This window comes from Streptomyces sp. CA-111067 (assembly GCF_050956065.1).
Classification (GTDB): domain Bacteria; phylum Actinomycetota; class Actinomycetes; order Streptomycetales; family Streptomycetaceae; genus Actinacidiphila.
Genome location: NZ_CP192103.1, coordinates 5,286,480 through 5,312,934 on the forward strand (window position 1 = coordinate 5,286,480; position 26,455 = coordinate 5,312,934).

Genomic DNA, 26,455 nt, shown 5'->3' on the forward strand with positions numbered 1-26,455 from the left:
GACCCACGTGAGCTGGGTCACTTACTAAGGGAAATAGGGGCGAAACGGACTTCTGGCCAGTCAGTGGACACAGGGAAACCAGGTGCCCCTGTCGTCCGGCCTACGAAGGCGGGTAGTAAGTGGGGTCCTTGCCGAGACCGGAATGTCCGGGTTACCAAGGATTCGCGACGGACCGCAGCTGGAACTGTCGCTTCCCCCTTTGTGAGCGAGGTTAATTCTCCATGCGCAAGAACTCGACGATGAAGAACCGTGCCCCGAAGTCCGTGAACCGCGGCCGGATCGCCGTGGTGACCGGAGGACTGGTCGCGGCGATCGCGCTGGGCTCCACGGCGGCGCTCGCCGCCGACACGCAGCACGGTGGATTCCTCGCGACCGGGACCGCGCACAGCATCTCGGACGCGATGGCGAAGCAGGCCACCGGCCAGCAGGACGCGGCCAAGGCCGCCGCCGCGCAGAAGAAGGCCGCCGCCCAGGCCGCCGCCGCCAAGGCGAAGGCCCAGGCCGAGGCCAAGAAGCGGGCGCAGGCCAAGGCCGCGGCCGACCGCAAGGCCCGGATCGCCGGCTGGCTGACCCCGACCACCGGCTACGTGCTGGGCGCGGGCTACCACCAGGTCGGCAAGCACTGGATCAACACCCACTCCGGCCAGGACTTCGTCGTGCCGTCCGGCACCGCCGTGCGGGCCGCGCACTCCGGCACCATCGTCACCGCCGGCTGGGGCGGCGCCTACGGCAACAACATCGTCATCAAGCACGGCTCGCAGCTGTACACCCAGTACGGCCACCTGTCGAAGTTCGAGGTCCACGTCGGCCAGCAGGTGATCACCGGCCAGGAGATCGCCAAGTCCGGTTCGACCGGCAACTCGACCGGCCCGCACCTGCACTTCGAGGTCCGGAGCACCCCGGTGTACGGCTCCTCCGTCGAGCCGCTGCACTTCCTGCGCACCCACGGCGTCAACCCGTAACGAAGGGCTCGAACCGCGACGCGAACGCCGAGATCTCACCGCAACGAGTGACGGCGTCAACGACTGCCGGCCGGGCTCACCCGGTCGGCAGCAGCGCGTCCGCCTGCGCCAGCAGGTCCAGGGCGACGTCGAGGATGGCCGCGCGCTTCTCCTCGGGGTCGCCCTCGATGTTCTGCAGGGCGAACATCCCCGCGTGCATCGCGAACAGCGCGGTGGTCGAGCGCACCTGCGCCGACAGCGGGGCGCCGGGCTCCTTCAGCAGCGCGTTCAGCGCCGTCACCTTGTCCTTGAACGCCTCGCCGATGCTCAGCTCGCGCATGGTGGCCTGGTTCTCGTGGATGAACCGGAAGAGCGGCGCCGCGCCCCACAGTGCCTCGCTGTAGCGGCGCAGCATCTCCTGCCTGGTGGCGAGGGTGCGCGGCTGCGACTGGGCCCAGACGATCAGCTCGTCGACCGGCGTGGCCAGGTCGTCGGCGATGCTGACCAGGATGTCTTCCTTGGTCTTGAAGTGGTAGTACAGCGCGGCCTTGGTGACGTCCAGATGCTCCGCGATCTCGCGCAGCGACGTCTTCTCGTAGCCGCGCTCGGCGAACAGCTCCAGCGCGACGTCCTGGATCCTGCGGCGGGTGTCCCCGCGCCGCGGATGATGCGGTGTGGCCATGGCGTGCTCTCCTGCTTGTCCAGGCGTCGGTGGGTTCGACGGTAGCGGCCTGCCTGCGACCTTACGCACTTACTTGACGCCCGGCTAGTAAGCGTCTTACCTTACTCCTACACCAATGTACTAGCCGGGCGGCAAGTAAGTAACCCTGGTCCACCACCAGCGCCGAGCACCGCCCTCAACGGGGAGGAACCGGGTCATGCCTGACAGCACTGCCACCGCAGCGCCGCCGATCACCACCAAGGAACCGCGCCAGCGCAGCGTCCGCGTCGTCCTGGTCGGCCTGATGATCGCGATGCTGCTCGCGATGCTCGACAACATGATCGTCGGCACCGCGATGCCGACCATCGTGGGCGACCTCGGCGGCCTCAACCACCTGTCCTGGGTGGTCACCGCCTACACACTGGCCACCGCCACCTCCACCCCCGTGTGGGGCAAGCTCGGCGACATGTACGGCCGCAAGGGCATCTTCCTCACCTCGATCGTGCTCTTCCTGGCCGGCTCCGCGCTGTCCGGGATGTCGCAGACGATGGACCAGCTGATCGCGTTCCGCGCCGTACAGGGCCTGGGCGCCGGCGGTCTGATCGTCGGCGTGATGGCGATCATCGGCGAGCTGGTCCCGCCGCGCGAACGCGGCAAGTACCAGGGCATGACCGCCGGCGTGATGGCCATCGCGATGATCGGCGGACCGCTGGTCGGCGGCTCCATCACCGACAACTGGGGCTGGCGCTGGAGCTTCTACATCAACCTGCCGATCGGCGTGGTCGCGCTCGCGATGGTCACCATCGTGCTGCACCTGCCGAAGAAGCGGACCAAGGCCAGGATCGACTACCCGGGTGCCGCACTGCTCACCGTCGCGATCACCTCGCTGGTGCTGCTCACCACCTGGGGCGGCACCCAGTACGCCTGGGGCTCCCCGATGATCATCGGACTGCTCGTCCTGGGGCTGGCCGCGCTCGGCGGCTTCCTGTTCGCCGAGACCAGGGCCGCCGAGCCGGTGATGCCGCTGCGGATCTTCCGCAGCCGGAACTTCTCGGTGATCTCGCTGGTCGCCTTCCTCGTCGGCTTCACGATGTTCGGCGCGATGACGTTCCTGCCGCTGTACCAGCAGACCGTGCAGGGCGCCTCGGCGACCAACTCCGGCCTGCTCCTGCTGCCGATGCTGCTCGCGATGATGGCCGTGTCGCTGGTGGCCGGCCGGATCACCACCGCCACCGGCAAGTACAAGGTCTTCCCGATCGTCGGCGGCGTGCTGATCACCGCTGGCCTGTTCCTGCTGTCCACCATGGACGTGCACACCAGCCGGCTCAGCTCCGGCGTCTACATGGCGGTGCTCGGCGCCGGCATGGGCTCGATCATGCAGATCACCATGCTGATCGCGCAGAACAGCGTGTCGATGCGGGACATCGGCGTCGGCTCGTCCTCCTCCACCCTGTTCCGTACGATCGGCGGCTCGTTCGGCGTCTCGCTGTTCGGCGCGCTGTTCTCGCACAAGGTGCAGCACTCGATGGAGAGCGCCGGCGGCGCGGGCGCGGCAGCCACCAAGGGCGGCGCGCAGCTCGACCCGGCGACCATCGCGAAGTTCCCGCCGGCCGTGAAGGACGCCTACCTGCACGCGGTCTCCAGCGGCACCCACATGGTGTTCCTGGTCGGCGGCCTGGTCAGCGTCATCGGCCTGATCGCCGCCTGGTTCATCACCGAGACCCCGCTGCGGGGCGCGCCGACCGCTCCCAAGGCCAAGTCCGAGCCGGCCGACGAGCAGCCTGCGGTGCTGGCGGAAGCGCTGTAACGCAGCCACCCGCCGTGAAGGCTCTGCCGGGTCGTCAGACCTGGCGCGGCAGCAGCAGCTGGGCCACCGCACCGCCCCCGTCATCGGCGGGGGCGTTGCGGAAGGTCAGCCGGGCGCCGACCACCCGGGCCTGGCCGGTGGCGATGGTCAGCCCCAGGCCGTGCCCGCCGCCCGACCGCGAGGGCACCCCGGTACGGAACCGGCTCGGCCCCTCCCGCAGCAGGTCCTCGGGGAACCCCGGCCCGTGGTCGCGGACCCGCAGATGCGGCCCGTCCACGATCACCACGATCCCCGGCTCGCCGTGCCGGGCCGCGTTCGCCAGCAGGTTGCCGAGGATCCGCTCAAGGCGCCGCGGGTCGGTCTGCACCACGGCGTCCTCGCTCACCATCACCTCCGCGTCCGGCGCCAGCAGCGGCACCCGGCGGCGGACGAACTCCGCGAGTGCCACCTCGTGCAGGTCGGCGTGCTCCGCGGCCCCGTCGAGCCTGGCCACCTCGAGGACGTCCTCGACCAGGGTGCGCAGCGCGTGCACCCGGTCCCGCACCAGCTCCGACGGCCGCCCCGGCGGCAGCAGCTCGGCGGCGGTGACCAGCCCGGTCACCGGCGTGCGCAGCTCGTGCGCGATGTCCGCGGTGACCCGCCGCTCGGCCTCAAGCCGCAGTTGCAGCGCGCCGGCCATCGCGTCCACCGCCCGCGCCAGCTCGTCGGTCTCGTCCCGCACCCGGCGGCCGCCGACCTCGTCCCGCACCCGGACCCGGGTGTCGCCGCCGGCGACCTTGCGGGCCGCGCTGGCCGCCTTCCGCAGCCGGCGCGACATCCGGCCGCCGATCAGCACGCCGATCGCCGTACCGCCGACGACCACCGACACCGAACCGGCCACCAGCGCCTGGTCCAGGTCGCCGAGCACCGAGTAGCGGTCGGTGAAGCCGGTCTTGAGCGACAGCACCCGGCCGTCGTCGGCGGGCGTCTCGGCCCACACCGTAGGCGAGCCGTGCGGGGTGCTCTGGACGAAGGTGGCGCGCTGCCGCTTGGCCGCGTACGCCTTCAGCTCGGGCGGCAGCTTGGGGTCGTCGAGCTGCGCGTAGAACACCAGCCGCCCGGTGGTCTCGTAGATCCGCAGCGCGGACTGCACCCGCTCGTCCTGGACGTCACGGGTGCTGTTGATCATGCTGACCCGGGCCGCGTTGTGCACCACCAGGCTGAGCGCGATCGCCACCAGCGCGGACACCCCGGCGATGGCCGCGCTGATCTTCCAGCGCAGGCCGCTGCGGAAGAAGCGGCGGAGGGCGTTGCCGCCGGGCAGGCGGGGCAGGCTGGATCTTCCGGGCGGACCGGACGGACGGGGCAGGCGGGGCACGGCGGGCTCAGGCTCTCAGCTTGTAGCCGAAGCCGCGTACGGTCTCCAGCCGGTGCTGGCCGATCTTGGCCCGCAGCCGCTGCACATGGACGTCGACCACGCGGGTGTCGCCGCCCCACTCGTAGTCCCAGACCCGCGCGAGCAGCCGGTCCCGCGACAGCACGGTGCCGGGCGCGCCGGCGAACTCCAGCAGCAGCCGCATCTCGGTCGGGGTGAGCGCCAGCCGCTCGCCGCCCCTGGTGACCTCAAGGCCCTCCGGGTCGATCACGATGTCGCCGAACGCCAGCCGGGCCGGATCCGCGGCCGGCTCGTCCGCCGCGGTGGCCCGGAACCGGCGCAGCACCGCACGGATCCGGGCCACCAGCACGGCGCCGTCGAACGGCTTGGTCACGTAGTCGTCGGCGCCCGCCTCAAGGCCGAGGACGACGTCGATCGCCTCGGCGCGCGCGGACAGCATGATCACCGGCACCGTGGACTCGTCCCGGATCCGGCGGCACAGGCTGACCCCGTCAAGGCCCGGCACCATCACGTCGAGCAGCGCCAGGTCGGGCTGCCGCTCGCGGAAGGCGGCGAGGCCGGTCAGGCCGTCGGGGGCGGCGGTGACCTGGAAGCCGTCCCGTTCGAGTGACAGCGTGGTGACCTCGCGGATCACGTCGTCGTCCTCGACGAACAGCACATGGGTGGCGGGCATCGGCTCAGTCCTGCCCGCGGGCCTGGGTCAGCGCGGCGGCCGGCGGGGTGCGGGTCGCCGGCGCCGGGGTGGTCGTCCTCGGGGCCGGGGTCTCCGTCGGCGGGATGACGGCCCTGGCGGTGGCGCCGCCGGTGGTCGGAACGGTCGGCACTCCCGGGTCGAGCAGATCGGCGCCGGGGGTGGGCGCCGGCTCGGTGGAGGTCGGCTCGGGGGACGAACTGGGCGTCTTGGCGCCGAAGTCGGAGTACCAGCGGGAGACCTGGACGAACTGGTGGCCGCGCCACACCCAGAAGGACGACTCCTCGCCGCTGGGGTAGGTGGCCAGGTCGTCGGTGTTGTACACCTCGTGGATGATCTCCAGCCGGCCGTCGTCGACGCTGGCGTACACCGGGGGCTGCTCGTCGTCGAAGACGTGCTGGTACTTGCCGTTGATCATCCGGTAGACGTAGGCCGCCACGCCTATGCCGTCACCGCAGGTGGTGACGTTGACCACCAGGTCGGGGCCGTCGCCCTCGGTGAGGTCGCCCGCGTCGGTGGCCAGCGGGTAGCCGGCGTCGCGGCAGGCGGTGAGCTTGTCCCGGACGGTCTCGCTGACGCCGGGGTCCTTGCGGACCATCACGGCGAGCGCGGCCGGGTCGGCGGCGATCGCCGGGGCCACGGTGGACGGGACCTTCATGGTTGCCGTCGGCGCCGGGCCCTCCCGCCGGGCGCCGGTGACGGTGCTGCCGCAGCCCGCGACCACGGCGCACGCGCACACCAGCGCGCCCGTCGTGACAGTGGTGGCTACGCGGCGCACACATCCTCCACTCGTGAATAGCCGTACCGGCCGTGCTCCAGCTCATGACGCAGCCGGGCCAGCGCCCGGTGCAGCGTGCTCTTCACCGTACCGGTGGACATCCCCAGCGCGCGGGCGGTCTCCTCCGTACTGAGCTGGCCGTAGTGCCGCAGGATGACGACCTGCCGCTGCTTGGGCGCCAGCACGGCGAGCGCGTCGCGCAGCATCTCCCGGTCGGCGCGCTGCTCGGTGCCGTCGTCCACGCTGGCGTCGGGGAGTTCGCCGGTCGGGACCTCGTCCAGCTTGCGGTTGCGCCACCACTCGGTGCGGGTGTTGATCATCACCCTGCGGAGGTATGCGTCGGCCAGCGCCTTGTCGGCGATGCCGTCCCAGCGCGGATACGTGCGCACCAGCGCGGTCTGCACCAGGTCCTGGGCGTCGATCGGGTCGGGCACCAGCCGGCGGGCGCTGCGCAGCAGGGCGTCCTGCCGGGTCCTGACGTAGTCCTCGAACTCCAGTACCGCGCCGTCCGCTGCCATTGGTGTCTCCGCCCCGCTCCGTGTGCCCGCCTCGATCCGGTTTCGAAGCTACGGAGCGGATGTTTGGCTTCCGCGACCGTCAGCGCACGGTGGCCGCTCAGCAACCCATCGGTTGTGTAACGGCCGGGGCGCGAATCGGGAGGAATGCGGTGTTAGCGGATAGGGGGTGTGTGACGTTCCGGGCGGGTGGGGTTTAGCGGGGGGTGGCGGGGGTCAGGGTGTGGGGTTGATGTGCGGTTCTGCGGGGCGGCGGGGCGGCGGGGCTGCGGTTCTGCGGGGCGGCGGGCGTGGCCGGGTCTCGGGTGCCGATGTGCCCCGCGTGCCGGTGTGCCGGTGCGGCTGGTGCCGGGGTGGCCGGTCCGGCGTCGTTGCTGCCGGGCCCCGGCTAACCGGGCAGCCGGTAGACGCCGTCGGCGAGCGGCTCCACGAGGCCGTCCTCCACCAGGCCGTCAAGTGCCCTGGCCCGCTGCACCGGCTCGTGCCACACCGCGTCCAGCGCCGCCTGCGGCACCGGCTCGACCGAGGCGCGCAGCACGGCCAGCAGCCGGCCCCGTACCTGCCGGTCGGTGCCCGCGTAGGTCTGGCCGCGGCGCGCGGGCCCGTCGTGCTTGGGCGAACCGGCCAGCCGCCACGCGCAGCTCGCGGCCACCGGGCACTGCCCGCACTGCGGGGAGCGCGCGGTGCACACCAGCGCGCCCAGCTCCATGGTGGCCGCGGCCCAGCCCGCCGCCGTGCCCTCGTCGGCCGGCAGCAGCGCGTTCGCGGTGCGCCGCTCGGCGGCCGTGGTCGCGTTCGGCGGGAACTCCACCCCGTTCACCAGCCGGGCGAACACCCGGCGGACGTTGGTGTCGAGCACCGCGTGCCTGCGGCCGTAGGCGAACGAGGCCACGGCCGCCGCGGTGTACTCGCCGACCCCGGGAAGCGCCAGCAACTCGCTGTGCGCGTGCGGGACTTCGCCGCCGTGCCGTTCCGCTATGGCGCCGGCCGCCGCGTGCAGCCGCAGCGCGCGGCGCGGGTAGCCGAGCCGGCCCCAGGCGCGTACCGCCTCGCCGGGCGACTCCACGGCGAGGTCGGCCGGCCGCGGCCAGCGCTCCAGCCACTGCTCGTGCACCGGCAGCACCCGGCTGACCGGGGTCTGCTGGAGCATGAACTCGCTGACCATCACCGACCAGGCGCCGGCCTCCGGGCGCCGCCAGGGCAGGTCGCGGGCGTGCTCGCCGAACCAGCCGATCACCTGATCGTGCAGTTCGTCATTGCCGGTGTGCGTGACGGTGTCACGGAGGTCAGTGCTCATGGCGTTCCGATCCTTGCACACGGGACTGACAGCGACCGAACGACTCCGTAAACGTGATGATCGGCAAAGACCGGCCGCCGCGCGGCGGGTGTGGTGACGGCGACCGGGTGATCTCCCCTAGAGTGCGGGGGTGGGCTCGATGCGCAATCCCGTGGGACCTCTGCCGTCCTCCATTTACTGGCGGCGGCGGGTAGTTGTGCTGTGCCTGATCGCTCTGGTGGTCGTGCTGGTGATCTGGGCACTCGGCCGGGGCGGCTCCGGCGGCGGCAAGGGTTCGAGCGCGCCGAGCGACAGCCACACCCCGGTCTCCACGATCACCCCCGGCCCCACGCCGACCGGCACGCACATCGGCGGACGGCCCGGCGGGCGGGACACCGCGCCCAGCGACGGCGGTTCGTCAGCGGGTTCCTCGGACGGATCGACGTCGGGTTCGACCGCCGGTTCCTCCACCGCGGGCAGCGCCGGTTCCTCGTCCGGCACCACCAACGGCACTACGGACGCGGGCAGTTCGGCCGGCAGCGGCCAGGACGGCGGCACCGACGGCGCGAGCGCGGGTGTCGGCGGCCCGGGCGGGGTCGGCGGCCCGGGCGGCACCGGCAGCTCCTCGTCCACCGGCGGGCCGGTCGCGGCCGGCTCCACCCTGCCCGACTGCACGGCGGGGTCGGTCCAACTCGCCCTGACCAGCGTCCAGAACGCGTACTCGCCCGGCCAGACCCCGGCCTTCAAGCTGAGCGCGACCAACTCCGGCGCCGTCTCGTGCAAGGTCGACTTCGCCCCCGCCAAGGCGGTGTTCACGATCACCGCGGCGGCCGGCGACGACCACGTATGGGCGTCGGACGACTGCCCGACCCCGGGTCAGAACTCCTACCTGCTCCAGATCCCCGCGCACGGCACGACCACCTTCACGCTGCACTGGACCGGCAAGACCAGCTCGCCGCAGTGCGCCACCCCCAAGGGCGCGCAGGCGGGCCCCGGTACGTATCTGGTGTCGGCGCAGTTGCCCGGATACCCGGCGAAGCAGGCGTCGTTCGTCCTGTCGAAGGACTGACGCGGCCGTTCCGCCGGGCGGACCGTGGCAGCGTGGCGGGGGCCGGCGCGGGCTGGGTTCAGCACGGGCCAGGGCTGGCACGGGCCAGGGCCGGCACGGGCCGGGGAGGCGTCAGGCCGGCTAGCTCGGCACCACGTAGTCGCCGGCCGGCTGCCTGACGATGACGTTGCCCCGGTTGAAGGCGTTGATCAGGGCGATGAGCGACACGAGGGCGACGAGTTGCTCCTCAGTGTGGAACTTCGCCGCGTTCTCCCACACCGCGTCCGGAACCCCGCCGGCCGCGTCGGCGAGCCGGGTGCCCTCCTCGGCCAGTTCGAGGGCCGCGCGCTCGGCCTCGGTGAAGACCGTGGCCTCCCGCCAGGCCGCGACCAGGTTCAGCCGGGTCGACGTCTCCCCGGCATGCGCGGCCTCCTTGGTGTGCATGTCCGTGCAGAAGCCGCAGCCGTTGATCTGGCTGGCCCGGATCTCCACCAGGTGCTGCGTGGCGATCGGCAGTTCCGAGCCGGCGATCAGCTGGTTGATCGCGACGAAGTGCTTGGAGACCTTCATGGCGAGCGGGCTGCCTGCGAGGTCCAGACGAGCGTTCATGGTGCTCTCCTGTGCTGTCGTGACGGGATACACCCTGAAGACAGGACAGCGCGGACGGACGTGACAGTGCCGGATGTGACTCGCGTCTCCCCCCGCCGACCGGACGCGGGCGGCCGGCAGTGGCGCGGAACCGCCACTCGGGAGGGCTCGTACCGGCTGGACGCGGTGATACGGCTCGTACCGGCTAGACGTACCGCTCCAGGATCGAGGACTCCGCCAGCCGGGACAGGCCCTCGCGGACCGAGCGGGCCCGGGCCTCGCCGACGCCGTCCACCGTCTGGAGGTCGTCCACGCTCGCGGCCAGCAGCTTCTGCAGGCCGCCGAAGTGCTCGACCAGCCGCTCGATGACGGTGTTCGGCAGCCGCGGCACCTTCGCCAGCAGCCGGTAACCGCGCGGTGAGACCGCGGAGTCCAGCGACTCGGGGGAGCCGGTGTAACCCAACGCCCGTGCCACCGTGGTCAGTTCGATCAGCTCGCTCTGCGGCAGCGCGTCCAGCTCGGCCATCGCCTCGGTCACCGTACGGCTGCGCTTGGCGGTGGGCTCCGGCACGTAGTCCCGCGCCACCAGCTCCCGTTCCGGCTCCACGCCGGCGATCAACTCGTCGAGCTGGAGCGCCAGCAGCCGGCCGTCGGTGCCCAACTCGATGACGTACTCGGCGATCTCGGTGGCGATCCGGCGGACCATCTCCAACCGCTGCGCCACGGCGGTGACATCGCGAACGGTGACCAGGTCCTCGATCTCCAGCGCGGACAGCGTGCCCGCCACCTCGTCGAGGCGCAGCTTGTAGCGCTCCAGGGTGGCCAGCGCCTGGTTGGCCCGGGACAGGATCGCCGCGGAGTCCTCCAGCACCCGGCGCTGCCCGCCGACGTACAGCGCGATCAGCCGCATCGACTGGCTGACCGAGACCACCGGGAAGTTGACCTGCTTGCTGACCCGGTCCGCGGTGCGGTGCCGGGTGCCGGTCTCCTCGGTGGGGATGTTCGGGTCGGGCACCAGCTGCACGCCGGCCCGCAGAATCTTCGTCATGTCCTTGTCCAGGACGAGCGCGCCGTCGAGCTTGCACAGCTCGCGCAGCCGGGTCGCGGTGAACTCCACGTCCATCACGAAACCGCCGGAGCACAGCGACTCCACCGTCTTGTCCATGCCCAGCACGATCAGGCCGCCGGTGTTGCCGCGCAGGATGCGCTCCAGGCCGTCACGCAGCGAGGTGCCGGGGGCGACCGCACTCAACGAGGTGCGCATCAGCCCGCCGTCGGAGCCGAAAAACCCGCCGGATTTGCCGGGGGAGTCGCCCGATGCCTTACGGGCCGGGACGGGGCCCCCTGCCCGGTCATTGGCTGCCACTCTGCAATCCTCCGGTCGCTACGGATGCCCACTGGGCGAGACCAGGGCAAAGTTTACCTTCGGAGGAGCTACTGACGCGGGGCCCTCCTCGGCAGGGCGCGCAAAGCGTCCCCTATGTCCGCCACTTCGATCACCTTCATACCCGGCGGGATCTTCCCCGGATCCGGCGGCACCAGGGCGTGCGTGAAGCCCAGCCGGGCCGCCTCCGACAGCCGGCGCTGCACCCCCGTGACCCGTCTGACCTCGCCCGCGAGCCCCACCTCGCCGATCGCGACCAGGTTCTGCGGCAGCGGGGTGTCGATCGCCGCGCTGGCCAGCGCGAGGGCGACGGCGAGATCCGCGGCGGGTTCTGTGAGTTTCACACCGCCGACGGTCGCGGTGTAGATGTCCTGCTTGCCGATCGACTTGATCCGGCCACGCTGCTCCAGCACCGCCAGCATCATCGACACCCGGGAGTTCTCCAGGCCGGAGGTCGTACGGCGCGGGGACGGGATCTGGGTGTCGACGGTGAGCGCCTGCACCTCGGCGACCAGCGGCCGGCGGCCCTCCAGCGTCACCGTCAGGCAGGTGCCGGGCACCGGCTCGTCGCGCCTGGTCAGGAACAGTCCGGACGGGTCGGCGAGGCCGGTGATCCCCTCGTCGTGCAGCTCGAAGCAGCCGACCTCGTCGGTGGCGCCGTAGCGGTTCTTGACGCCGCGGATCAGCCGCAGCCGGGCGTGCCGGTCGCCCTCGAAGCTCAGGACGACGTCCACCAGGTGCTCCAGGAGCCGCGGGCCCGCGATGGAGCCGTCCTTGGTGACATGGCCGACCAGGATAGTGGACATCCCGCGGTCCTTGGACGCCCTGATCAGCGCGCCCGCCACCTCGCGGATCTGCGCGGTGCCGCCGGGCGCGCCGTCCAGCTCCGCGGAGGCCACGGTCTGTACGGAGTCGAGCACGAGCAGCGACGGCTTGACGTCGTCCAGGTGGCCGAGCACGGCGGCGAGGTCGGTCTCGGCGGCCAGATAGAGGTGGTCGGCGAGCGCGCCGATCCGGTCGGCGCGAAGCCGCACCTGGGAGGCGGACTCCTCGCCGGTCACGTACAGGGTCGGGCTCTGCGGCCCGGACGCCTTCGCGGCGACGTCGAGCAGCAGCGTGGACTTGCCGACCCCCGGCTCGCCCGCGAGCAGCGCCACCGCCCCGGGCACGAACCCGCCGCCGAGCACCCGGTCCAGCTCCGCGACCCCGGTGGACCTCGCGGCGGCCTGCCGCCCGTCCACCTGCCCGATCGGCCGCGCGGCCGCGGTGACCCGCCCCGGCGCGGTGGTCCGCACGGCGGGCGCGCCCCCGTACTCCTCGACCGTCCCCCACGCCTGGCACTCGCCGCACCGCCCGAGCCATTTGACCGCGGTCCAGCCGCATTCGGTACACCGGTAGGAGGGCCGGTCTTTCGCGGCGGGTTTGCGGGCAGCCATACGCGTTACGTTAGCCCCCGGGTCTGACAGACGCGTTCGGCGCGGGTTTCTCAGGGGCGCGGGTTCGGTGCGGTTTCGCGGGCGGGCCTGGTGCGGGTCGCAGGGGGCGGTCGGGGGAAGCCGGGAGCGCGCCCGCGCGTCAGGGGGCGTGCGGGGCGGGGTTCACTCTCGCGGGTGACGCGGGGCCGCTCTTTCGGGGCGGATCCTTACCCGTAAGGATTAACGCGCGCCCGGACTGCTGAAGCGGGAGCGTCCCGCGTCCTACCGTCACCCGGTGACAAGCAGGCCGCGTACCCCCACCCCTTCCCCCTCCGCCCCCGCCACTGCCACCGGCGCACACCGAAAGCACCGCGCGCCGGCCGGGCGTGATTCCGCGCGCACCCCCAAGCCGCACGGCACGCTCCCGATGGTGCCGCCCGCGTACTACGAGCCCTATCTCGACGGCCTGTTCACGTACTGCCTGTCCATCCTCTGCGAGCACGACGCCGCCGCGGCGGCCCTCGGCGACGTCCTCGCACTCGCCGAACGCCAACGCGCCCGGCTCCGCGACCCGTTGCTGCGCCGCCCCTGGCTCTACGCCCTGGCCCGCTGGGCCTGCCTGCGCCGGCTCGCCGGCGGCCCGCCCGCACCGGCCGCCGCCGCGGAGGGCGTCGCCGACCAGCGCCGGGCCCAACTCGCCGCGCTGGCCTGGCCGGAGGCCGCCGGCACCACCCCGGAGCAGCGCGAGGCCCTCGAACTCGCCGTACGCCACCAGCTCCCCGCGCAGGAGGTCGCGCACGTCCTCGGCATGGAACCGGAGGCCGCCCGCGGCCTGCTCGCCCGAGCCGCCTGCGAGGTGGAGCGCACCAGGACCGCGCTCGCCGTCGTCGACACCGGGCACTGCGCGGCCGTCGCCCAACTGGCCGGTGAGGCACGGGTGTTGCTCGGCACCGCGCTGCGCGGCGAGATCGTACGGCACGTGGACGACTGCGGGGTGTGCCGGCGCACGGCCGAACGCGTGGTGGCCGAGGGCCCCTGGCCGGGAGCAGCGGAGTCCTCCGGCGCGGTCGCCGGGGCCACCGGCGTCCTCGCGCTGATCGAGGCGCCCCGTTCCGCCGCGTGCGCCGCCCTGCTGCACGCCATGGAAGCCGGCACCGGCCGTTCCAAGGAGGCCACCCCGCGGTTCGACCGGCGCGGCTTCCCGATGGACCTGCGCGACCGGGCCGCGCGGCGCGCCCAGTTGCGGCACCGGGCCGTCACCACGACGGTCGTGGCGGCCGTCGTCGCCGCACCCGTACTCGCCCTGTGGGCCGCCTACCGGGCGGCGCCGCTCGGCGACGACGACCACGGCGGCGGCCGCGCGTCGGCCAGCGAACCGGACGGCCCGTACGCCTACGAGAACGCCGGCAGCTCCCGCCGCGACCGCTCCGGCGCCGCCCCCCGCCCCACCACCACCGCCACCGGCTCGGCGACCCTCCCGTCCGGCTCCGCCTCGCCCCCCGCGTCGGCCACCCCGTCCGCCACGGCCGTCGCGGTGGACGGCGGCTCGTCCGCGTCCGGCCTCACGGTCTCGGTCCGGTCGGTCCCCGGCGCGACGCTCGTCACCCTGACGGCGGGGGAGGCCGGCCCGGTCCGCTGGGCCGCGACGGCGGACGCGCCGTGGCTGCGGCTCTCGTCCTCCCGGGGGACGCTGGGCCCGGGCCAGTCCGTGACGATCTCCGTGACGGTGTCGTCGGGGGAGGCCCCTCCCGGTTCGTGGACGGCCCGGATCTCGTTCTCCCCCGGCGGAGCGGCGGTGGTCCTCCGCGGCTCCTCCACCCGCTCGGTCCCACCCCCGGCGTCGTCCTCCCCGACGAGTGAGCCCCCGACGTCGCCGCCGCCGTCGTCCTCCCCGCCCCCGACTTCGTCGTCTCCGACCCCGCCGCCGTCATCCTCCCCGCCGCCGTCGTCCTCCCCTCCGACTTCGCCGCCGGCCTCGGCGTCACCTTCCACGTCAGCGCCGTAGCTTTCCGGGTGGGTGGGGGAGGCGGGGGTTCCGCGGGGCGGGTGGGGGCAGCTCGTTTCCGGCTGGGCGCCGTCGCCTTCGGGTTTCCGTCCCCGGTGGGTGGTGCGGTTCGTTTTCACGGCTGGGCGCCGTGCCTGCCGTTTTTCCCACCGCCCCGCCCGTGCGGGTGCGTCCTTGGGTGCGGGCTTTCTGGTGGGTGGGGGTCGGTGCCGGTCCGGGGCACCTCCTCGGATTTCCTCCGTGCGGGTTTCGTTTTCGGGTGCGGGCCGGTCTGTCGGAAATCCTGCGGGGGCACCCCGGTCCGTCCCCTCCCGGGCCGGCCGGCGGCTTGGAGGCCGCGGGGGGTGATCGGTGGGGGTGCGCGTTGGGTTGTCGGCTGAAGGCCCACGCCCAACCCGTGGACGACCGCAGGCCGCCAACCGAGCCCAGGGATGATGCCGTACCGGACGCCGCGTCCCTAACGTTGCGTCATGACGGACGAACAGCTCCCCGCGCGGGTCTACCCCAACCGCTTTCCCGAGGCGGTGGACTCCCGGCCCGGGGTGCCGCAGGACCGCTGCCACTGCTTCAACCAGATCCGGGTGAGTGCCCCCGGCGCGGCCACGTCCTTCCACCCCGAGACCCAGGACACCCATGCCCCGGGCTGGCTGCGGTTGCTGGAACTGATCGACGAGGCGGCGGCCGACGGGCGGGAGGAATTCCGCCCGCTGCCGGAGCTGAGCCCGGAGCAGCGGCGGCAGATCGTGACTCTGCCGACGTCGATCGGACGGCTGACGGCGGTGCGGATCCTTGTGCTGTACGGGAGCAACCTGGTGCGGATACCTCCGGAGATTGGCGACATGACGAACCTGGAGGAGTTCAGCCCGTACACATCGAGACGGCTGCACTGGTTCCCGTACGAGATCACGCGGTGCGCCCGGCTGGCGGACAGCACGGTGAGCACACGCTCGATCTACGGCAACTACAAGTATCGGCCGCCGTTCCCACAGCTCCTCCCGCCCGGCGATACGGTCCTGGACCTCGACGGCCTGGATCCCTCCCGTTGGGGCACCACCACAGCCCGCACCTGCAGTGTCTGCACCGGGCCGATCTCAGCGACGGGCCCGCACCAGGCCTGGCTCTCCCGGGCGGTGGCGACCGACGTCCTGCCGCTCCTGGTCAACGCCTGCTCCCAGGCGTGCCTCGACGCTCTGCCACCCGGGGCGAAGGGCCACGTCCCTACACCTCATCAAGGCGGCACGATCCAACAGCCTCCGCCGCGTTGATCTGGCCCACCCCCGAGCATGGTTCGCCCGGCCACCGATCACCCCCAGCGGCCTCAAGCCGCCGTCCGGCCCCGACCCCACCCACCACAAGACGTGCACCTAAGGACGCACATGGGGGCACCCCCGGCCGAAGGTTGGGGGAGGGTGGGGCGGTGGGAAACACCGGCAGGCAACCGGGCCGCACCCAGAAACTAACCGCACCACCCCACCGGGCGGGGGACTCCCTCAGGCGTGCCGTCGAAGACAACCCGCGGCATCCTGTCCACATAGCGGCCCAGCGCCGAGGCCGTGGATGGAGGGCGTTCGTATGAGTGGAGGATCCGCGCAGGGTGGCCCGGGGGCGGTGAATCCCTGGCAGCGGCTGGATGACCTCTATGCTGACCGGCCGCCATGGGAGATCGGGCATCCGCAGCCCGCGTTCCTCGGACTCGCGCGGTCGGGCGCCATCCGGGGGCGCGTGCTGGACGTCGGGTGCGGTACCGGGGAGCACGTGCTCATGTGCGCCGACATGGGTCTCGACGCCACCGGGCTCGACCTGGCGGCCACCGCGCTGCGGACCGCGGAGGACAAGGCGCGCCGGCGTGGCGCGGCCGTGCGGTTCCTGCACCATGACGCGCGACGGCTGGCGGACCTGGGGGAGCAGTTCGACACGGTCCTGGACTGCGGGCTGTTCCACATGCTCGACCCGGCCGACCGGGCCGCCTACGTGGCCGCGCTGAACGCGGTTCTGCGCCCAGGGGGCCGCTACTTCATGCTCTGCTTCAGCGACCGCGAGCCCGGGGGCCACGCCGCCGGGGGCCCGTACCGCCTGACACGGGACGACATCACGTCCACGTTCGCCAGCATGCTGCGCATTGACTCCCTGGAGCGCGACACCATCGAGTTCACCTTGGGCCTGCAGGGCATCCGTGCCTGGCTGGCGGCGATGACGAAGGCCCCTTCCGGCAGGCCATTGACGATGTCTTGATTGGCGTCGGATCGTTGTTCGGGCATGGGGATAGGGTCCAAAGCCCGCGTGGTTGAGGCGCAGGCAGATCGTCCCGCGCATCGCCTGCACCCTCATCTGTTACCGCAGAGCAGTGCTGGCCTAGGACTTGGCCCAATAGATCATGCGCTCGTGAGGTCCTCTGGTGGCCGTTGTCGGCGTACCCACGGTGACCTGCGATTCAACAAGCGGGTCGGCTGGGTGAAGAAATGCCTCCAGGTCACCGATCACTTCGGCGATGTCCTCGTCGATCTCGGCGGTATGGCGCCGTACCCAGAAGGAGAGCAGCACTCTTTGCTCCTCGGCCGCTACCGCTACCGCGACTACATCGGATGAGATCAGCCCCAGCAGGGCCTGCACCGCAGTGAGGGCAATGCCGTTGACACGCTCAAGCTCGGGGTCTGCCATGTCGGTGCATCCTGCCCGGCCACCGAGCGATCACGCCAACTGATACATCGTCTTAGATCAGAGGTTACTGCTGGGTGTCGGGGTGGGTCAGTTCGCACCACACGCGTTTGCCGAACGGCAGCGGTTGGCTGCCCCAGCGGGTCGCGACGGCGTCGACGGTCAGCAGGCCCCGCCCCCGTTCGGCGTCCGGGTCGGGGGTGTGGAGGACGGGCAGGGCGCGGGAGCGGTCCACGACCTCGATCCGTACCAGGCCGGCGGCCGGCCGGGCGACCACGACGAGTACCCGGTGGCTGCGGGTGTGCCGTACCGCGTTCCCGACGAGTTCCGACACCACCAGCACGGCCGGGTCGGTGAGTTCCTCCAGCCGCCACGTCGCCAACGCCGCCGCCACCAGCCGCCGCGCCCCGGCCGCACTGGGCGCCGTACACGGCATCGTCTGCCGATACGCCGGATACCCGGTCGAACTCGCCACCGTCGCTGTCGTCTTCATCACCAATGCCTCCAGCTCATGGGTCGAAGAGCGTGGAATCCCGCTGGTCACCGGGGAGTTCACGGCTTTGGCCCGGCTATTTCCCCGGCCTGATCACAGTGGCGCGTTGGCGGCTGTGCAGGCAATCGAATCCGCGCTGAATCACCCATCGAGGCAAAAGTGGCACGTGCCAGTGCAGAAGCATTGACTGGTGCAGCAACCTGATGATGTGTCAGACTGTCCATATCGCCACGAATGGCGGGCAGATGAACCGAAAGGGCATGCACATGGCCGCACCCCACCGACCGACAGCACGGCGTATCGCGCTGGGTCACGAGCTGCGCGAGTTACGCAAGCAGGCCGGGCTGAGCATCCAGGACGCGGCGGAGGGCATGTCGTTCAGCGACACCAAGCTGCAACGCGTCGAGACCGGACTTCAGGATCTGCGCAGCGCCGGCGATCTGCGGAAACTCCTCGACCGCTACGGCGTCACCGACGAGGACGAGGTCGAACGCCTGGTGGAGACGCAGCGCGACGCGTCCAGCCAGGAGTGGTGGTCGCCGCACGCGGCCAACATGAACCCCGGGATGCCCCGTTTCCTCGGCATCGAGTCCGCCGCGCAGGAGATCCGCGCCTACCACCCGACCATTGTGCTCGGCCTGTTGCAGACCGAGGCATACGCGCGCACGCGGCACCAGACCGCCAAGGCCATCGACGAGACCACGACCGAGTTCGTCAACGACGGGGTCAAGGTCAGGATGATGCGCAAGGAAGCGCTGACGCGGGAGGACGAGCCGCTCCGGCTGTGGGTGATCCTTTATGAACCCGCCCTGCGGCATGTCGTCGGCGATGTCGAGGTGATGCGCGAGCAGTACGACGAGATCGAGCGGCTGGCCGGCCGCAACAACGTCACGGTTCAGGTGCTCCCCCAGGCGATGCGCGGCCATTTGTTCGTTCACGACTTCAGCATCTTGAACCTTGGCGGTAAGTTGCCGACAACGGTCCAACTGGACACCGCGTTCGGGACTGCGTCCGTCGCCGACAAGCCTCGTGAAGTCGGGCGTTTCTCCCGGCACTTCGAGGCGCTGTCGAGGTCGGCACTGCCTCCTGAGGACACCCCGAAGTTCCTGCACCAACTAGCACGAGAGATCTCAGAATGACGACTCCCACCCGTACCGTGACGGCTCCCGAACTCGCCAACGTCGCGGACTGGTTCAAGTCCTCCTACAGCGACAACGGCAACAACTGCGTGGAGGTCGCCGACCTCACGCGCAGCGTGCACGCGGCTGTTGCCGTTCGCGACTCCAAGGACCCCGAGGGGCCGGCCCTTCTGCTCGCGCCGCAGGCGTTCGCCGCTTTTGTTGCTGACGTGCGGGGTGGGCGCTTCGAGGGCTGACGCCCCGCTCGCCGCCTCCGGCGCGGGGGTCAGGAGGCGGTGGATCCGTTCGGTTTTACGGCTGGGCGCCGTGCCTGCCGTTTTTCCCACCCCGCTCGCCCGTGCGGGTGCGTCCTTGGGTGCGGGTCTTGTAGTGGGTGGGGGTCGGGGCCGGCCCGGGGCACCTCCTCGGGCTGCTCACGGAACCGGGAGCACATCGTTCACCCCATGTCGTTCGCAGCCCTGCGGGGGCACCCCGGACCGTCCCCTCCCAGGCCGAGTGGCGGCTTGAGGCCGCTGGGGGGTCATCGGTGGGGGTGCGCGTTTGTTGTCGGGTGCCGGTTACTGATGGGGCATTGCGCCCCCTGCCCGTCCCCCTGGGCCGGGGTTGGCGGCTTGCGGTCGGTCGTCGGCTGGGCATAGGGATCTGCCCGGGTACGGGCCATCGGTGGCCTCCGGCCGACAACGAACCCCAGCCACCCACCGATCACCCCCGCGGCCTCAAAGCCGCCGACGGACCCGGGAGGGGACGGGCCGGGGTGCCCCGCAGGATTTCCGACAGACCGGCCCGCACCCGACAACGAAACCCGCGCGGAGGGAATCCGAGGAGGTGCCACGGACCGGCACCGACCCCACCCACCAGAAGACCCGCACCCAAGGACGCACATGGGGGCACCCCCGGCCGAAGGTTGGGGGAGGGTGGGGCGGTGGGAAAAACCGGCAGGCACGGCGCCCAGCCGTGAAAACGAACCGGCACCGCCCGCCGGGGCGGACAGCCCACCCGGTGGCAACCGGGGGTGGACCCCCGCCTCCCCCACCCACCCGTGGACCGCCGCCTCCCCCACCCGCCCCGGAAACCGGGGCACGGGCGGAGCCCGGAAACGAAGGGATCGGGCCCCCGGCCGGCCCCTACCGGCCCACCGGGTCCGCCGGGTGGGGGGCCATCAGGGGGAGGGAGGAGGACAACCGGGACTCGCACAGCGCAGCGAGTTCCGCGTAGGCCGCCGTGCCCATCAACTCCGTCAACTCCGGCCGGTAGGAGACGTAAACCGGCTCCCCCGCCCCGTGCGCGGACGTCGCCGACGTGCACCACCAGTGGAGGTCGTGGCCGCCGGGGCCCCAGCCCCGGCGGTCGTACTCGCCGATCGAGACGACCAGGACGCGCGTCTCGTCCGGGCGGTCGACCCAGTCGAACGTCCGGCGGATGGGCAGCTGCCAGCACACGTCCGGCTTGGTCTCCAGCGGCTCGCGGCCCTCGCGCAGGGCGAGGGCGTGCAGGGCGCAGCCCTGGCCGCCGGCGAAGCCGGCGCGGTTGGAGAAGACGCACGCGCCGTCCACCACGCGCGTCTGCCGCTCGCCGTCCTCGTTCTCCTCCGCCCAGAAGCCGTCGCGGCCGGTGCCGAGGCCGTGGAACTGCCACGTCTCGGGGGTGAGCCGGGCCACATGCCCGGCGACCCGCTTCTCGTCGTCGTCATCGGAGAAGTGCGCGCCGAGCGAGCAGCAGCCGTCGTCGGCCCGGCCCTGCACGATGCCCTGGCAGCCGCTGCCGAAGATGCAGGTCCAGCGGGACGTCAGCCAGGTCAGGTCGCACCGGAACACCTGCTCCGGGTCGGCCGGATCGCCGAACTCCACCCAGGCCCGCGCGAAATCGAGGTCGGCCTCGTCACCACCGCCGACCCCGAGCCCCGTGCCGCCGGCACCCTCCGCACCCGTACCCGCACCCACAGTGCGCTTCTTGCCCGTTTTGCCCGTTCGGGGCTTCGCCTTCGCCACGCGCCCAAGCGTAAGACCGGAATGCGCCGAATGCCGCCGCCCCGCCCGGCGCCCGGGCGCGCACCCCACCCCCGGCTAGCGCTAGCGTCATCGCATGCGACTGGGAGTGCTCGACGTCGGTTCCAACACCGTCCACCTGCTGGTGGTGGACGCGCACCCTGGCGCGCGTCCGCTCCCGGCCTACTCCCACAAGGCCGAACTGCGGCTGGCCGAACTGCTCGACGAGCACGGCGCGATCGGCCCGGGCGGCGTGGACCGGCTGGTCGCCACCGTCGCGGACGCGCTGCGGGTCGCGGAGGACAAGGGCGCCGAGGACGTGCTGTCGTTCGCCACCAGCGCCGTGCGCGAGGCCGCGAACGTCGAATCGGTGCTGGCCAGGGTCGCGCAGGAGACCGGGGTGCGGCTGACGGTGCTGTCCGGCGAGGACGAGTCCCGGCTGACGTTCCTGGCCGTACGCCGCTGGTTCGGCTGGTCGGCCGGCCGGCTGCTGGTGCTGGACATCGGCGGCGGCTCGCTGGAGGTCGGCTACGGCATGGACGAGTACCCGGACGCGGCGGTGTCGCTGCCGCTCGGCGCGGGACGGCTGACCAGCGGCCGGCTGCCCGGCGACCCGCCGTCGGCGGCCGACGTGCGGTCGCTGCGCCGTGACGTCCGCGCCGAGATCGCCCGTACGGTCGCGGAGTTCGCCCGGCTCGGCCCGCCCGATCTGGCGGTCGGCACGTCCAAGACGTTCAAGCAGCTGGCCAGGATCGCCGGCGCGGCCCGCAGCGCCGACGGCCTGTACGTGCAGCGGACGTTGCGCCGCGGCTCGCTGGAGGAGTGGGTGCCGCGGCTGGCGGAGATGACCGGGCAGCAGCGCGCCGCGCTGCCGGGCGTGTCGGAGGGCAGGGCGCGGCAGTTGCTGGCAGGCGCGCTCGTCGCGGAGGGCGCGATGGACCTGTTCGGCGTCGAGGAGCTGGACATCTGCCCGTGGGCGCTGCGCGAGGGCGTCATCCTGCGCAAGCTCGACCTGATGGTCAACGACGTGGCCCGCGGCGTGCGGAGTGACGTGGTTCATGGTGCGGCCGGGGCGGCTGGGAACGCCGCAGGTGGGAACGGCGCGTCAGGACCCGAGGACGGCGAACCGCCGGCGGCCGTGGCGCGATGGGGACGGTGACGGTGCCGTGGTCATGACCCGCCGCCGTACGCTGGCTCCCGTGGCTGAAGCAGCGGACCGGAAGGCGCACGACGCGCGGAGCCGCGGCGGGAGCGCCGTACGGGTGCCCGCCGCGCGGGTCGCGCTGTCCACCGCGTCGGTCTATCCGGAGTCGACGGCGACGGCGTTCGAGATCGCCGCGCGGCTCGGGTACGACGGCGTCGAGGTGATGGTGTGGACCGACCCCGTCAGCCAGGACGTGGACGCGCTGCGCCGGCTGTCGGAATACCACCGGATGCCGATCCTCGCCGTCCACGCGCCCTGCCTGCTGATCACCCAGCGGGTGTGGTCGACGGACCCGTGGGTGAAGCTGCAACGGGCCAGGAAGGCGGCCGACCGGCTCGGCGCCGACACCGTGGTCGTGCACCCGCCGTTCCGGTGGCAGCGCAACTACGCCAGGGACTTCGTCCGCGGTATCTGGCGGATGGCCGACGAGACGGACGTGCGGTTCGCCGTCGAGAACATGTACCCGTGGCGCTACCGGGACCGCGAGATGCTCGCCTACGCGCCGGACTGGGACGTCACCAAGGACGACTACCGGCACTTCACCGTCGACCTGTCGCACGCGGCCACCTCGCGCAGCGAGGCGCTCGACATGGTGGAGCGGATGGGCGACCGGCTGGCCCATGTCCACCTGGCCGACGGCAGCGGGTCGGCGAAGGACGAGCACCTGGTGCCGGGGCGCGGCAGCCAGCCCTGCGCGGAGCTGCTGGAGTCGCTGGCCACGACCGGGTTCGACGGGCACGTGGTGGTCGAGGTGAACACGCGGCGGGCGATGACCGCCGTCGAGCGGGAGGCGGATCTCGCGGAGGCGCTGGCCTTCACGCGGTTGCACCTGGCGGCGTCGGCGCAGGTGGGCGGCCGGTGAGCGGGCAGCCCGCCGGCCCTTCCAAGCCCGCCACCTCCGCCGCGCCCGCGAAGACCGCCGCGCCGCGCCGCCGGGGCCGTCCCGCCGGTACCCGCGCCACCAGCACCGACACCCGCGACCGCATCCTCATCGCCGCCCGCGAGGAGTTCGCCGAGCGCGGCTACGACCGGACGTCGGTCCGCTCGATCGGCCGGGCGGCCGGCGTGGACGCCGCCCTCGTGCACCACTACTTCGGCACCAAGGAGCAGATCTTCGCCGCCGCGATCGAGCTCTCCTTCGCGCCCGCGATCAGCCTGCCCGACCGGCTGGCCGAGGGCGGCGCGGACAGCATCGGGGAGCGGGTGGTCCGGCTGATGCTGGGGGTGTGGGAGAACCCGCTCACCCGCGGCTCGTTCCTGGCGGTGCTGCGCTCGGCGATGAGCAACGAGACGGCCGCGGAGGTCTTCCGGGACATGATCAGCCGCCGGCTGCTGTCCCGGGTCGCGGGCGAACTGGACGTGCCCGACGCGGAGTTCAGGGTGCAGCTGGCCGCCTCGCAGATCGTCGGGATGGCGGTGCTGCGGTACGTGGTGAAGGTCGAGCCGCTGGCCTCGGCGACGTCGGACGAGCTGGCGCTGATCGTGGGCCCGACGATCGAGCGGTACCTGACCGCCGAGAAGCTGTGATCCGCGCCTCACCAGCCGTCACGCCGAACCGCGCGCCTCGAACCGCGCGCCCCGAGCCCCCGGGCCCGCGCCCGGCAGCCTGGACCGCGCCCCCCGCACGGCCGCACCCCGCGCCGCGACCGTCCCGCCCCCCGAACCCCACATCCCGCATTCCGGACTCCCCGTCCGGATCCTGGGCGACCGGCGTACGCTCGACGGCACAGTCGCGACGGCCGGGACAGCGTCCGCCGGACAGGCTGAAACGAGCCGAACCCCCGAGGGAGTGGACACCGTGCCCGAGCTGAGGTCACGTACGGTCACCCACGGCCGCAACATGGCAGGCGCCCGCGCGCTGATGCGCGCGTCCGGAGTCGCCAACGCCGACATCGGCAAGCCGATCATCGCGGTCGCCAACAGCTTCACCGAGTTCGTACCCGGGCACACCCACCTCCAGCCGGTCGGCCGGATCGTGTCCGAGGCGATCCTCGCGGCCGGGGCCGTACCGCGCGAGTTCAACACGATCGCCGTGGACGACGGCATCGCGATGGGCCACGGCGGCATGCTCTACAGCCTCCCCTCCCGGGACCTGATCGCCGACTCCGTCGAGTACATGGTCGAGGCGCACTGCGCCGACGCGCTGATCTGCATCTCCAACTGCGACAAGATCACCCCCGGCATGCTGATGGCCGCGCTGCGGCTGAACATCCCGACGGTCTTCGTCTCCGGCGGCCCGATGGAGGCCGGCAAGGCCACGCTGGTGGACGGCACCGTCCGCAAGCTGGACCTGATCAACGCGATCTCGGACGCCGTCAACGAGAACATCTCGGACGAGGACATCCTCCGTATCGAGGAGAACGCCTGTCCGACCTGCGGCTCCTGCTCCGGCATGTTCACCGCGAACTCGATGAACTGCCTCACCGAGGCGATGGGCCTGGCGCTGCCCGGCAACGGCTCGGTGCTCGCCACCCACACCGCGCGCAGGGCGCTGTACGAGAACGCCGGCCGCACCGTGGTGGAGCTGACCAAGCGGCACTACGAGCAGGACGACGCCTCGGTGCTGCCGCGGGCCATCGCGACCCGGGCCGCGTTCGACAACGCGATGGCGCTGGACATCGCGATGGGCGGCTCGACCAACACGATCCTGCACCTGCTGGCCGCCGCGCAGGAGGCCGAGCTCGACTACGGGCTGTCCGACATCAACGACGTCTCCCGGCGGGTGCCGTGCCTGGCCAAGGTCGCGCCGAACGTGGCGCCCGGCGGCACGTACTACATGGAGGACGTGCACCGGGCCGGCGGCATCCCCGCGATCCTCGGCGAGCTCTACCGCGGCGGGCTGCTGAACGAGGACGTGCACACCGTCCACTCGCCGAGCATCAAGCAGTGGCTCGACACGTGGGACGTGCGCGGCGGCTCGCCGTCGCAGGAGGCCGTGGAGCTGTGGCACGCCGCTCCCGGCTGCAAGCGGTCCGCTGAGGCGTTCTCGCAGTCCGAGCGGTGGGACACCCTGGACACCGACGCGGCCGGCGGCTGTATCCGCGACGTCGAGCACGCCTACTCCAAGGACGGCGGCCTCGCGGTGCTGCGCGGCAACCTCGCCGAGGACGGCGCGGTGGTCAAGACGGCCGGCGTCGACGAGTCGATCTGGACGTTCGAGGGCCCGGCGGTCGTCTGCGAGTCGCAGGAGGAGGCGGTGGAGAAGATCCTCGCCAAGCAGGTCACGGCCGGTGACGTCGTGGTGATCCGCTACGAGGGCCCGCGCGGCGGCCCCGGCATGCAGGAGATGCTCTACCCGACCTCGTTCCTGAAGGGCCGCGGCCTGGGCAAGGTCTGCGCGCTGGTCACCGACGGCCGCTTCTCCGGCGGCACCTCGGGCCTGTCCATCGGCCACGCCTCCCCGGAGGCCGCGGCCGGCGGCACGATCGCCCTGGTGCAGGACGGCGACCGGATCCGCATCGACATCCCCGCCCGCACGATGCAGCTCCTGGTCCCCGACGAGGAACTCGCCACCCGCCGCGAGGCACTGAACGGCACCTACGCCCCGAAGTCCCGCACCCGCAAGGTCTCCACCTCGCTGCGCGCCTACGCGGCGATGGCAACCAGCGCGGACAAGGGCGCAGTCCGCGACGTCACCAAGCTGGAGCGCTGAGCGTCCCGCTTCCGACGGGCGGTGGTGCGCCTGCCGCGCCGCCGCCCGTCAGAGGTGGTCGATCTCGGTGAGGTCGATCGTGATCGGGTAGGGGACCTGGATCTTGAGCTGGTCGCGGTGGATGCCGGTGGGGACGTAGGTCTTGGACACGGTGTCCAGCTCGTAGACATGGACAACCGGCCGGTCGTTCTCGCCGGCCATCTCGACTCGCCAGAAGTGGGCGATGCCCGCTGCGGCGTACTTGTGCGGCTTGGTGTCGCGGTCCCGTGCCTCGGAGTCGGGTGAGACGACTTCGACGGCCAGGACGACGTCCTTGGCGTCATAAAGGATCTGGTCCGGCCCTTCGTCCACATCTGCCGTGACGACGATCAGATCGGGCTCGGGAACGCTGTGCCGGTCGATCAACACTGCCATCTGGCGCCGAACCCGTAGGTGCTGTGGGAGCGTGGTGCGAAGGCCCGGCTCCAGCAGATCGGCTGCCAGCGAGTGGAACAGCCGCTGTGGCCTGACGAACACCAGGGTCCCGTCGATCAACTGGGTGTGCGGCGGAAGGTCGAGCCGGATCAAGTCATCGACGGAGTAGCCCTCATCCGGTGGAACAGGCCATGCCGAGCCGTCCGGCTGCCGGTGACTCCCGCGAGGCTCGGGTGCTGCCTTGTCGATCGCGATCTCTCCCATAGCCGGGAGCCTGGCCGCCCGCTCGGAGGCTACCCAAGCGTCAGCCGCCATGATCACCCGTTCGAGTGGTCATTCCGCCCGCGCCGCGTGCCCGGCTCCGGCGTGACGTGTCCCCCAGGCGCCTCCCGGGGACCATCCGGAGGGATACGCTGGAGACTTCCCGCG

Annotated in this window: 25 protein-coding genes; 12 read left to right on the forward strand and 13 right to left on the reverse strand. The window is 72.0% G+C overall.

The features are described from left to right. Positions 1-221: 221 nt before the first annotated feature. The gene (locus ACQPW6_RS23165) at positions 222-962 is read left to right on the forward strand and encodes a M23 family metallopeptidase (protein WP_433891590.1); all 741 of its coding nucleotides are present in this window, start codon (positions 222-224) and stop codon (positions 960-962) included. A 76-nt stretch (positions 963-1,038) separates the two neighbouring features. Here ACQPW6_RS23165 and ACQPW6_RS23170 read toward each other — a convergent pair whose 3' ends face one another. Beyond that, positions 1,039-1,623 carry a TetR/AcrR family transcriptional regulator gene (locus ACQPW6_RS23170; RefSeq protein ID WP_433891591.1) on the reverse strand — a complete coding sequence of 195 codons (585 nt, stop codon included), beginning with the start codon at positions 1,621-1,623 and terminating at the stop codon, positions 1,039-1,041. Between the two features lie 196 nt (positions 1,624-1,819). On the opposite strand from ACQPW6_RS23170, the gene ACQPW6_RS23175 reads away from it, so the two are divergent. Then, entirely contained in the window at positions 1,820-3,409 is a 1,590-nt protein-coding gene (locus ACQPW6_RS23175) for an MDR family MFS transporter (RefSeq protein WP_433891592.1), read from the forward strand. A gap of 34 nt (positions 3,410-3,443) precedes the next feature. On the opposite strand, the gene ACQPW6_RS23180 is transcribed toward ACQPW6_RS23175, so the two are convergent. The 5 genes from ACQPW6_RS23180 to ACQPW6_RS23200 form a co-directional block, all read right to left on the reverse strand. Then, positions 3,444-4,721 carry an ATP-binding protein gene (locus tag ACQPW6_RS23180; protein WP_433894632.1) on the reverse strand — a complete coding sequence of 426 codons (1,278 nt, stop codon included), beginning with the start codon at positions 4,719-4,721 and terminating at the stop codon, positions 3,444-3,446. Between the two features lie 52 nt (positions 4,722-4,773). After that, positions 4,774-5,457: a two-component system response regulator CseB gene (cseB, locus tag ACQPW6_RS23185; protein WP_433891593.1), complete on the reverse strand. Its 684-nt coding sequence runs from the start codon at positions 5,455-5,457 to the stop codon at positions 4,774-4,776. A gap of 4 nt (positions 5,458-5,461) precedes the next feature. Further along, positions 5,462-6,253, reverse strand: coding sequence for a hypothetical protein (locus tag ACQPW6_RS23190; protein WP_433891594.1), 792 nt, complete (start codon positions 6,251-6,253; stop codon positions 5,462-5,464). Continuing rightward, entirely contained in the window at positions 6,241-6,771 is a 531-nt protein-coding gene (locus tag ACQPW6_RS23195; protein ID WP_433891595.1) for a SigE family RNA polymerase sigma factor, read from the reverse strand. The genes ACQPW6_RS23190 and ACQPW6_RS23195 overlap by 13 nt, the downstream gene beginning before the upstream one ends. 385 nt (positions 6,772-7,156) lie before the next feature. Next, the gene (locus ACQPW6_RS23200) at positions 7,157-8,065 is read right to left on the reverse strand and encodes an A/G-specific adenine glycosylase (RefSeq protein ID WP_433891596.1); all 909 of its coding nucleotides are present in this window, start codon (positions 8,063-8,065) and stop codon (positions 7,157-7,159) included. A gap of 139 nt (positions 8,066-8,204) precedes the next feature. On the opposite strand from ACQPW6_RS23200, the gene ACQPW6_RS23205 reads away from it, so the two are divergent. Then, positions 8,205-9,113, forward strand: a complete 909-nt coding sequence (locus ACQPW6_RS23205; RefSeq protein WP_433891597.1) for a hypothetical protein — start codon at positions 8,205-8,207, stop codon at positions 9,111-9,113. 120 nt (positions 9,114-9,233) lie between these two features. Here ACQPW6_RS23205 and ACQPW6_RS23210 read toward each other — a convergent pair whose 3' ends face one another. The 3 genes from ACQPW6_RS23210 to radA form a co-directional block, all read right to left on the reverse strand. After that, a complete protein-coding gene (locus tag ACQPW6_RS23210; protein ID WP_433891598.1) occupies positions 9,234-9,701 on the reverse strand; it encodes a carboxymuconolactone decarboxylase family protein in 468 nt (155 codons plus the stop codon). 184 nt (positions 9,702-9,885) lie between these two features. After that, the gene (gene disA / locus ACQPW6_RS23215; RefSeq protein WP_433891599.1) at positions 9,886-11,046 is read right to left on the reverse strand and encodes a DNA integrity scanning diadenylate cyclase DisA; all 1,161 of its coding nucleotides are present in this window, start codon (positions 11,044-11,046) and stop codon (positions 9,886-9,888) included. Between the two features lie 68 nt (positions 11,047-11,114). Continuing rightward, the gene (gene radA / locus ACQPW6_RS23220) at positions 11,115-12,500 is read right to left on the reverse strand and encodes a DNA repair protein RadA (RefSeq protein ID WP_433891600.1); all 1,386 of its coding nucleotides are present in this window, start codon (positions 12,498-12,500) and stop codon (positions 11,115-11,117) included. A gap of 274 nt (positions 12,501-12,774) precedes the next feature. Between radA and ACQPW6_RS23225 the strand changes: the two genes are divergently transcribed. The 3 genes from ACQPW6_RS23225 to ACQPW6_RS23235 all read left to right on the forward strand — a co-directional run bounded on the left by ACQPW6_RS23225 (position 12,775) and on the right by ACQPW6_RS23235 (position 16,716). After that, on the forward strand, positions 12,775-14,484 hold the full coding sequence (locus tag ACQPW6_RS23225) for a BACON domain-containing protein (protein WP_433891601.1): 1,710 nt from the start codon (positions 12,775-12,777) through the stop codon (positions 14,482-14,484). A 470-nt stretch (positions 14,485-14,954) separates the two neighbouring features. After that, the gene (locus ACQPW6_RS23230) at positions 14,955-15,749 is read left to right on the forward strand and encodes a leucine-rich repeat domain-containing protein (protein ID WP_433891602.1); all 795 of its coding nucleotides are present in this window, start codon (positions 14,955-14,957) and stop codon (positions 15,747-15,749) included. Positions 15,750-16,092: 343 nt separating this feature from the next. Further along, a complete protein-coding gene (locus tag ACQPW6_RS23235; protein WP_433891603.1) occupies positions 16,093-16,716 on the forward strand; it encodes a class I SAM-dependent methyltransferase in 624 nt (207 codons plus the stop codon). Between the two features lie 120 nt (positions 16,717-16,836). Here ACQPW6_RS23235 and ACQPW6_RS23240 read toward each other — a convergent pair whose 3' ends face one another. After that, the gene (locus ACQPW6_RS23240; protein WP_433891604.1) at positions 16,837-17,142 is read right to left on the reverse strand and encodes a hypothetical protein; all 306 of its coding nucleotides are present in this window, start codon (positions 17,140-17,142) and stop codon (positions 16,837-16,839) included. A gap of 64 nt (positions 17,143-17,206) precedes the next feature. Beyond that, positions 17,207-17,632, reverse strand: coding sequence for an ATP-binding protein (locus ACQPW6_RS23245; protein WP_433891605.1), 426 nt, complete (start codon positions 17,630-17,632; stop codon positions 17,207-17,209). A gap of 266 nt (positions 17,633-17,898) precedes the next feature. Here ACQPW6_RS23245 and ACQPW6_RS23250 point away from each other — a divergent pair, with 266 nt between their 5' ends. Both ACQPW6_RS23250 and ACQPW6_RS23255 read left to right on the forward strand, forming a co-directional pair. Beyond that, positions 17,899-18,771, forward strand: coding sequence for a helix-turn-helix domain-containing protein (locus tag ACQPW6_RS23250; protein ID WP_433891606.1), 873 nt, complete (start codon positions 17,899-17,901; stop codon positions 18,769-18,771). Beyond that, a complete protein-coding gene (locus ACQPW6_RS23255) occupies positions 18,768-19,007 on the forward strand; it encodes a DUF397 domain-containing protein (RefSeq protein WP_433891607.1) in 240 nt (79 codons plus the stop codon). The genes ACQPW6_RS23250 and ACQPW6_RS23255 overlap by 4 nt, the downstream gene beginning before the upstream one ends. Before the next feature lie 888 nt (positions 19,008-19,895). Here ACQPW6_RS23255 and ACQPW6_RS23260 read toward each other — a convergent pair. Then, positions 19,896-20,711, reverse strand: a complete 816-nt coding sequence (locus tag ACQPW6_RS23260) for a hypothetical protein (protein WP_433894633.1) — start codon at positions 20,709-20,711, stop codon at positions 19,896-19,898. Positions 20,712-20,853: 142 nt separating this feature from the next. On the opposite strand from ACQPW6_RS23260, the gene ACQPW6_RS23265 reads away from it, so the two are divergent. From ACQPW6_RS23265 to ilvD, 4 genes are all read left to right on the forward strand, one after another. Then, positions 20,854-21,915: a Ppx/GppA family phosphatase gene (locus ACQPW6_RS23265; protein ID WP_433891608.1), complete on the forward strand. Its 1,062-nt coding sequence runs from the start codon at positions 20,854-20,856 to the stop codon at positions 21,913-21,915. 40 nt (positions 21,916-21,955) lie between these two features. Then, positions 21,956-22,822, forward strand: a complete 867-nt coding sequence (locus ACQPW6_RS23270; protein WP_433891609.1) for a sugar phosphate isomerase/epimerase family protein — start codon at positions 21,956-21,958, stop codon at positions 22,820-22,822. Next, the gene (locus tag ACQPW6_RS23275; protein WP_433891610.1) at positions 22,819-23,487 is read left to right on the forward strand and encodes a TetR family transcriptional regulator; all 669 of its coding nucleotides are present in this window, start codon (positions 22,819-22,821) and stop codon (positions 23,485-23,487) included. The genes ACQPW6_RS23270 and ACQPW6_RS23275 overlap by 4 nt, the downstream gene beginning before the upstream one ends. Positions 23,488-23,758: 271 nt before the next feature. Continuing rightward, the gene (gene ilvD, locus ACQPW6_RS23280; protein ID WP_433891611.1) at positions 23,759-25,612 is read left to right on the forward strand and encodes a dihydroxy-acid dehydratase; all 1,854 of its coding nucleotides are present in this window, start codon (positions 23,759-23,761) and stop codon (positions 25,610-25,612) included. 48 nt (positions 25,613-25,660) lie between these two features. On the opposite strand, the gene ACQPW6_RS23285 is transcribed toward ilvD, so the two are convergent. Continuing rightward, entirely contained in the window at positions 25,661-26,341 is a 681-nt protein-coding gene (locus tag ACQPW6_RS23285) for a Uma2 family endonuclease (RefSeq protein ID WP_433891612.1), read from the reverse strand. Positions 26,342-26,455: the final 114 nt, after the last annotated feature.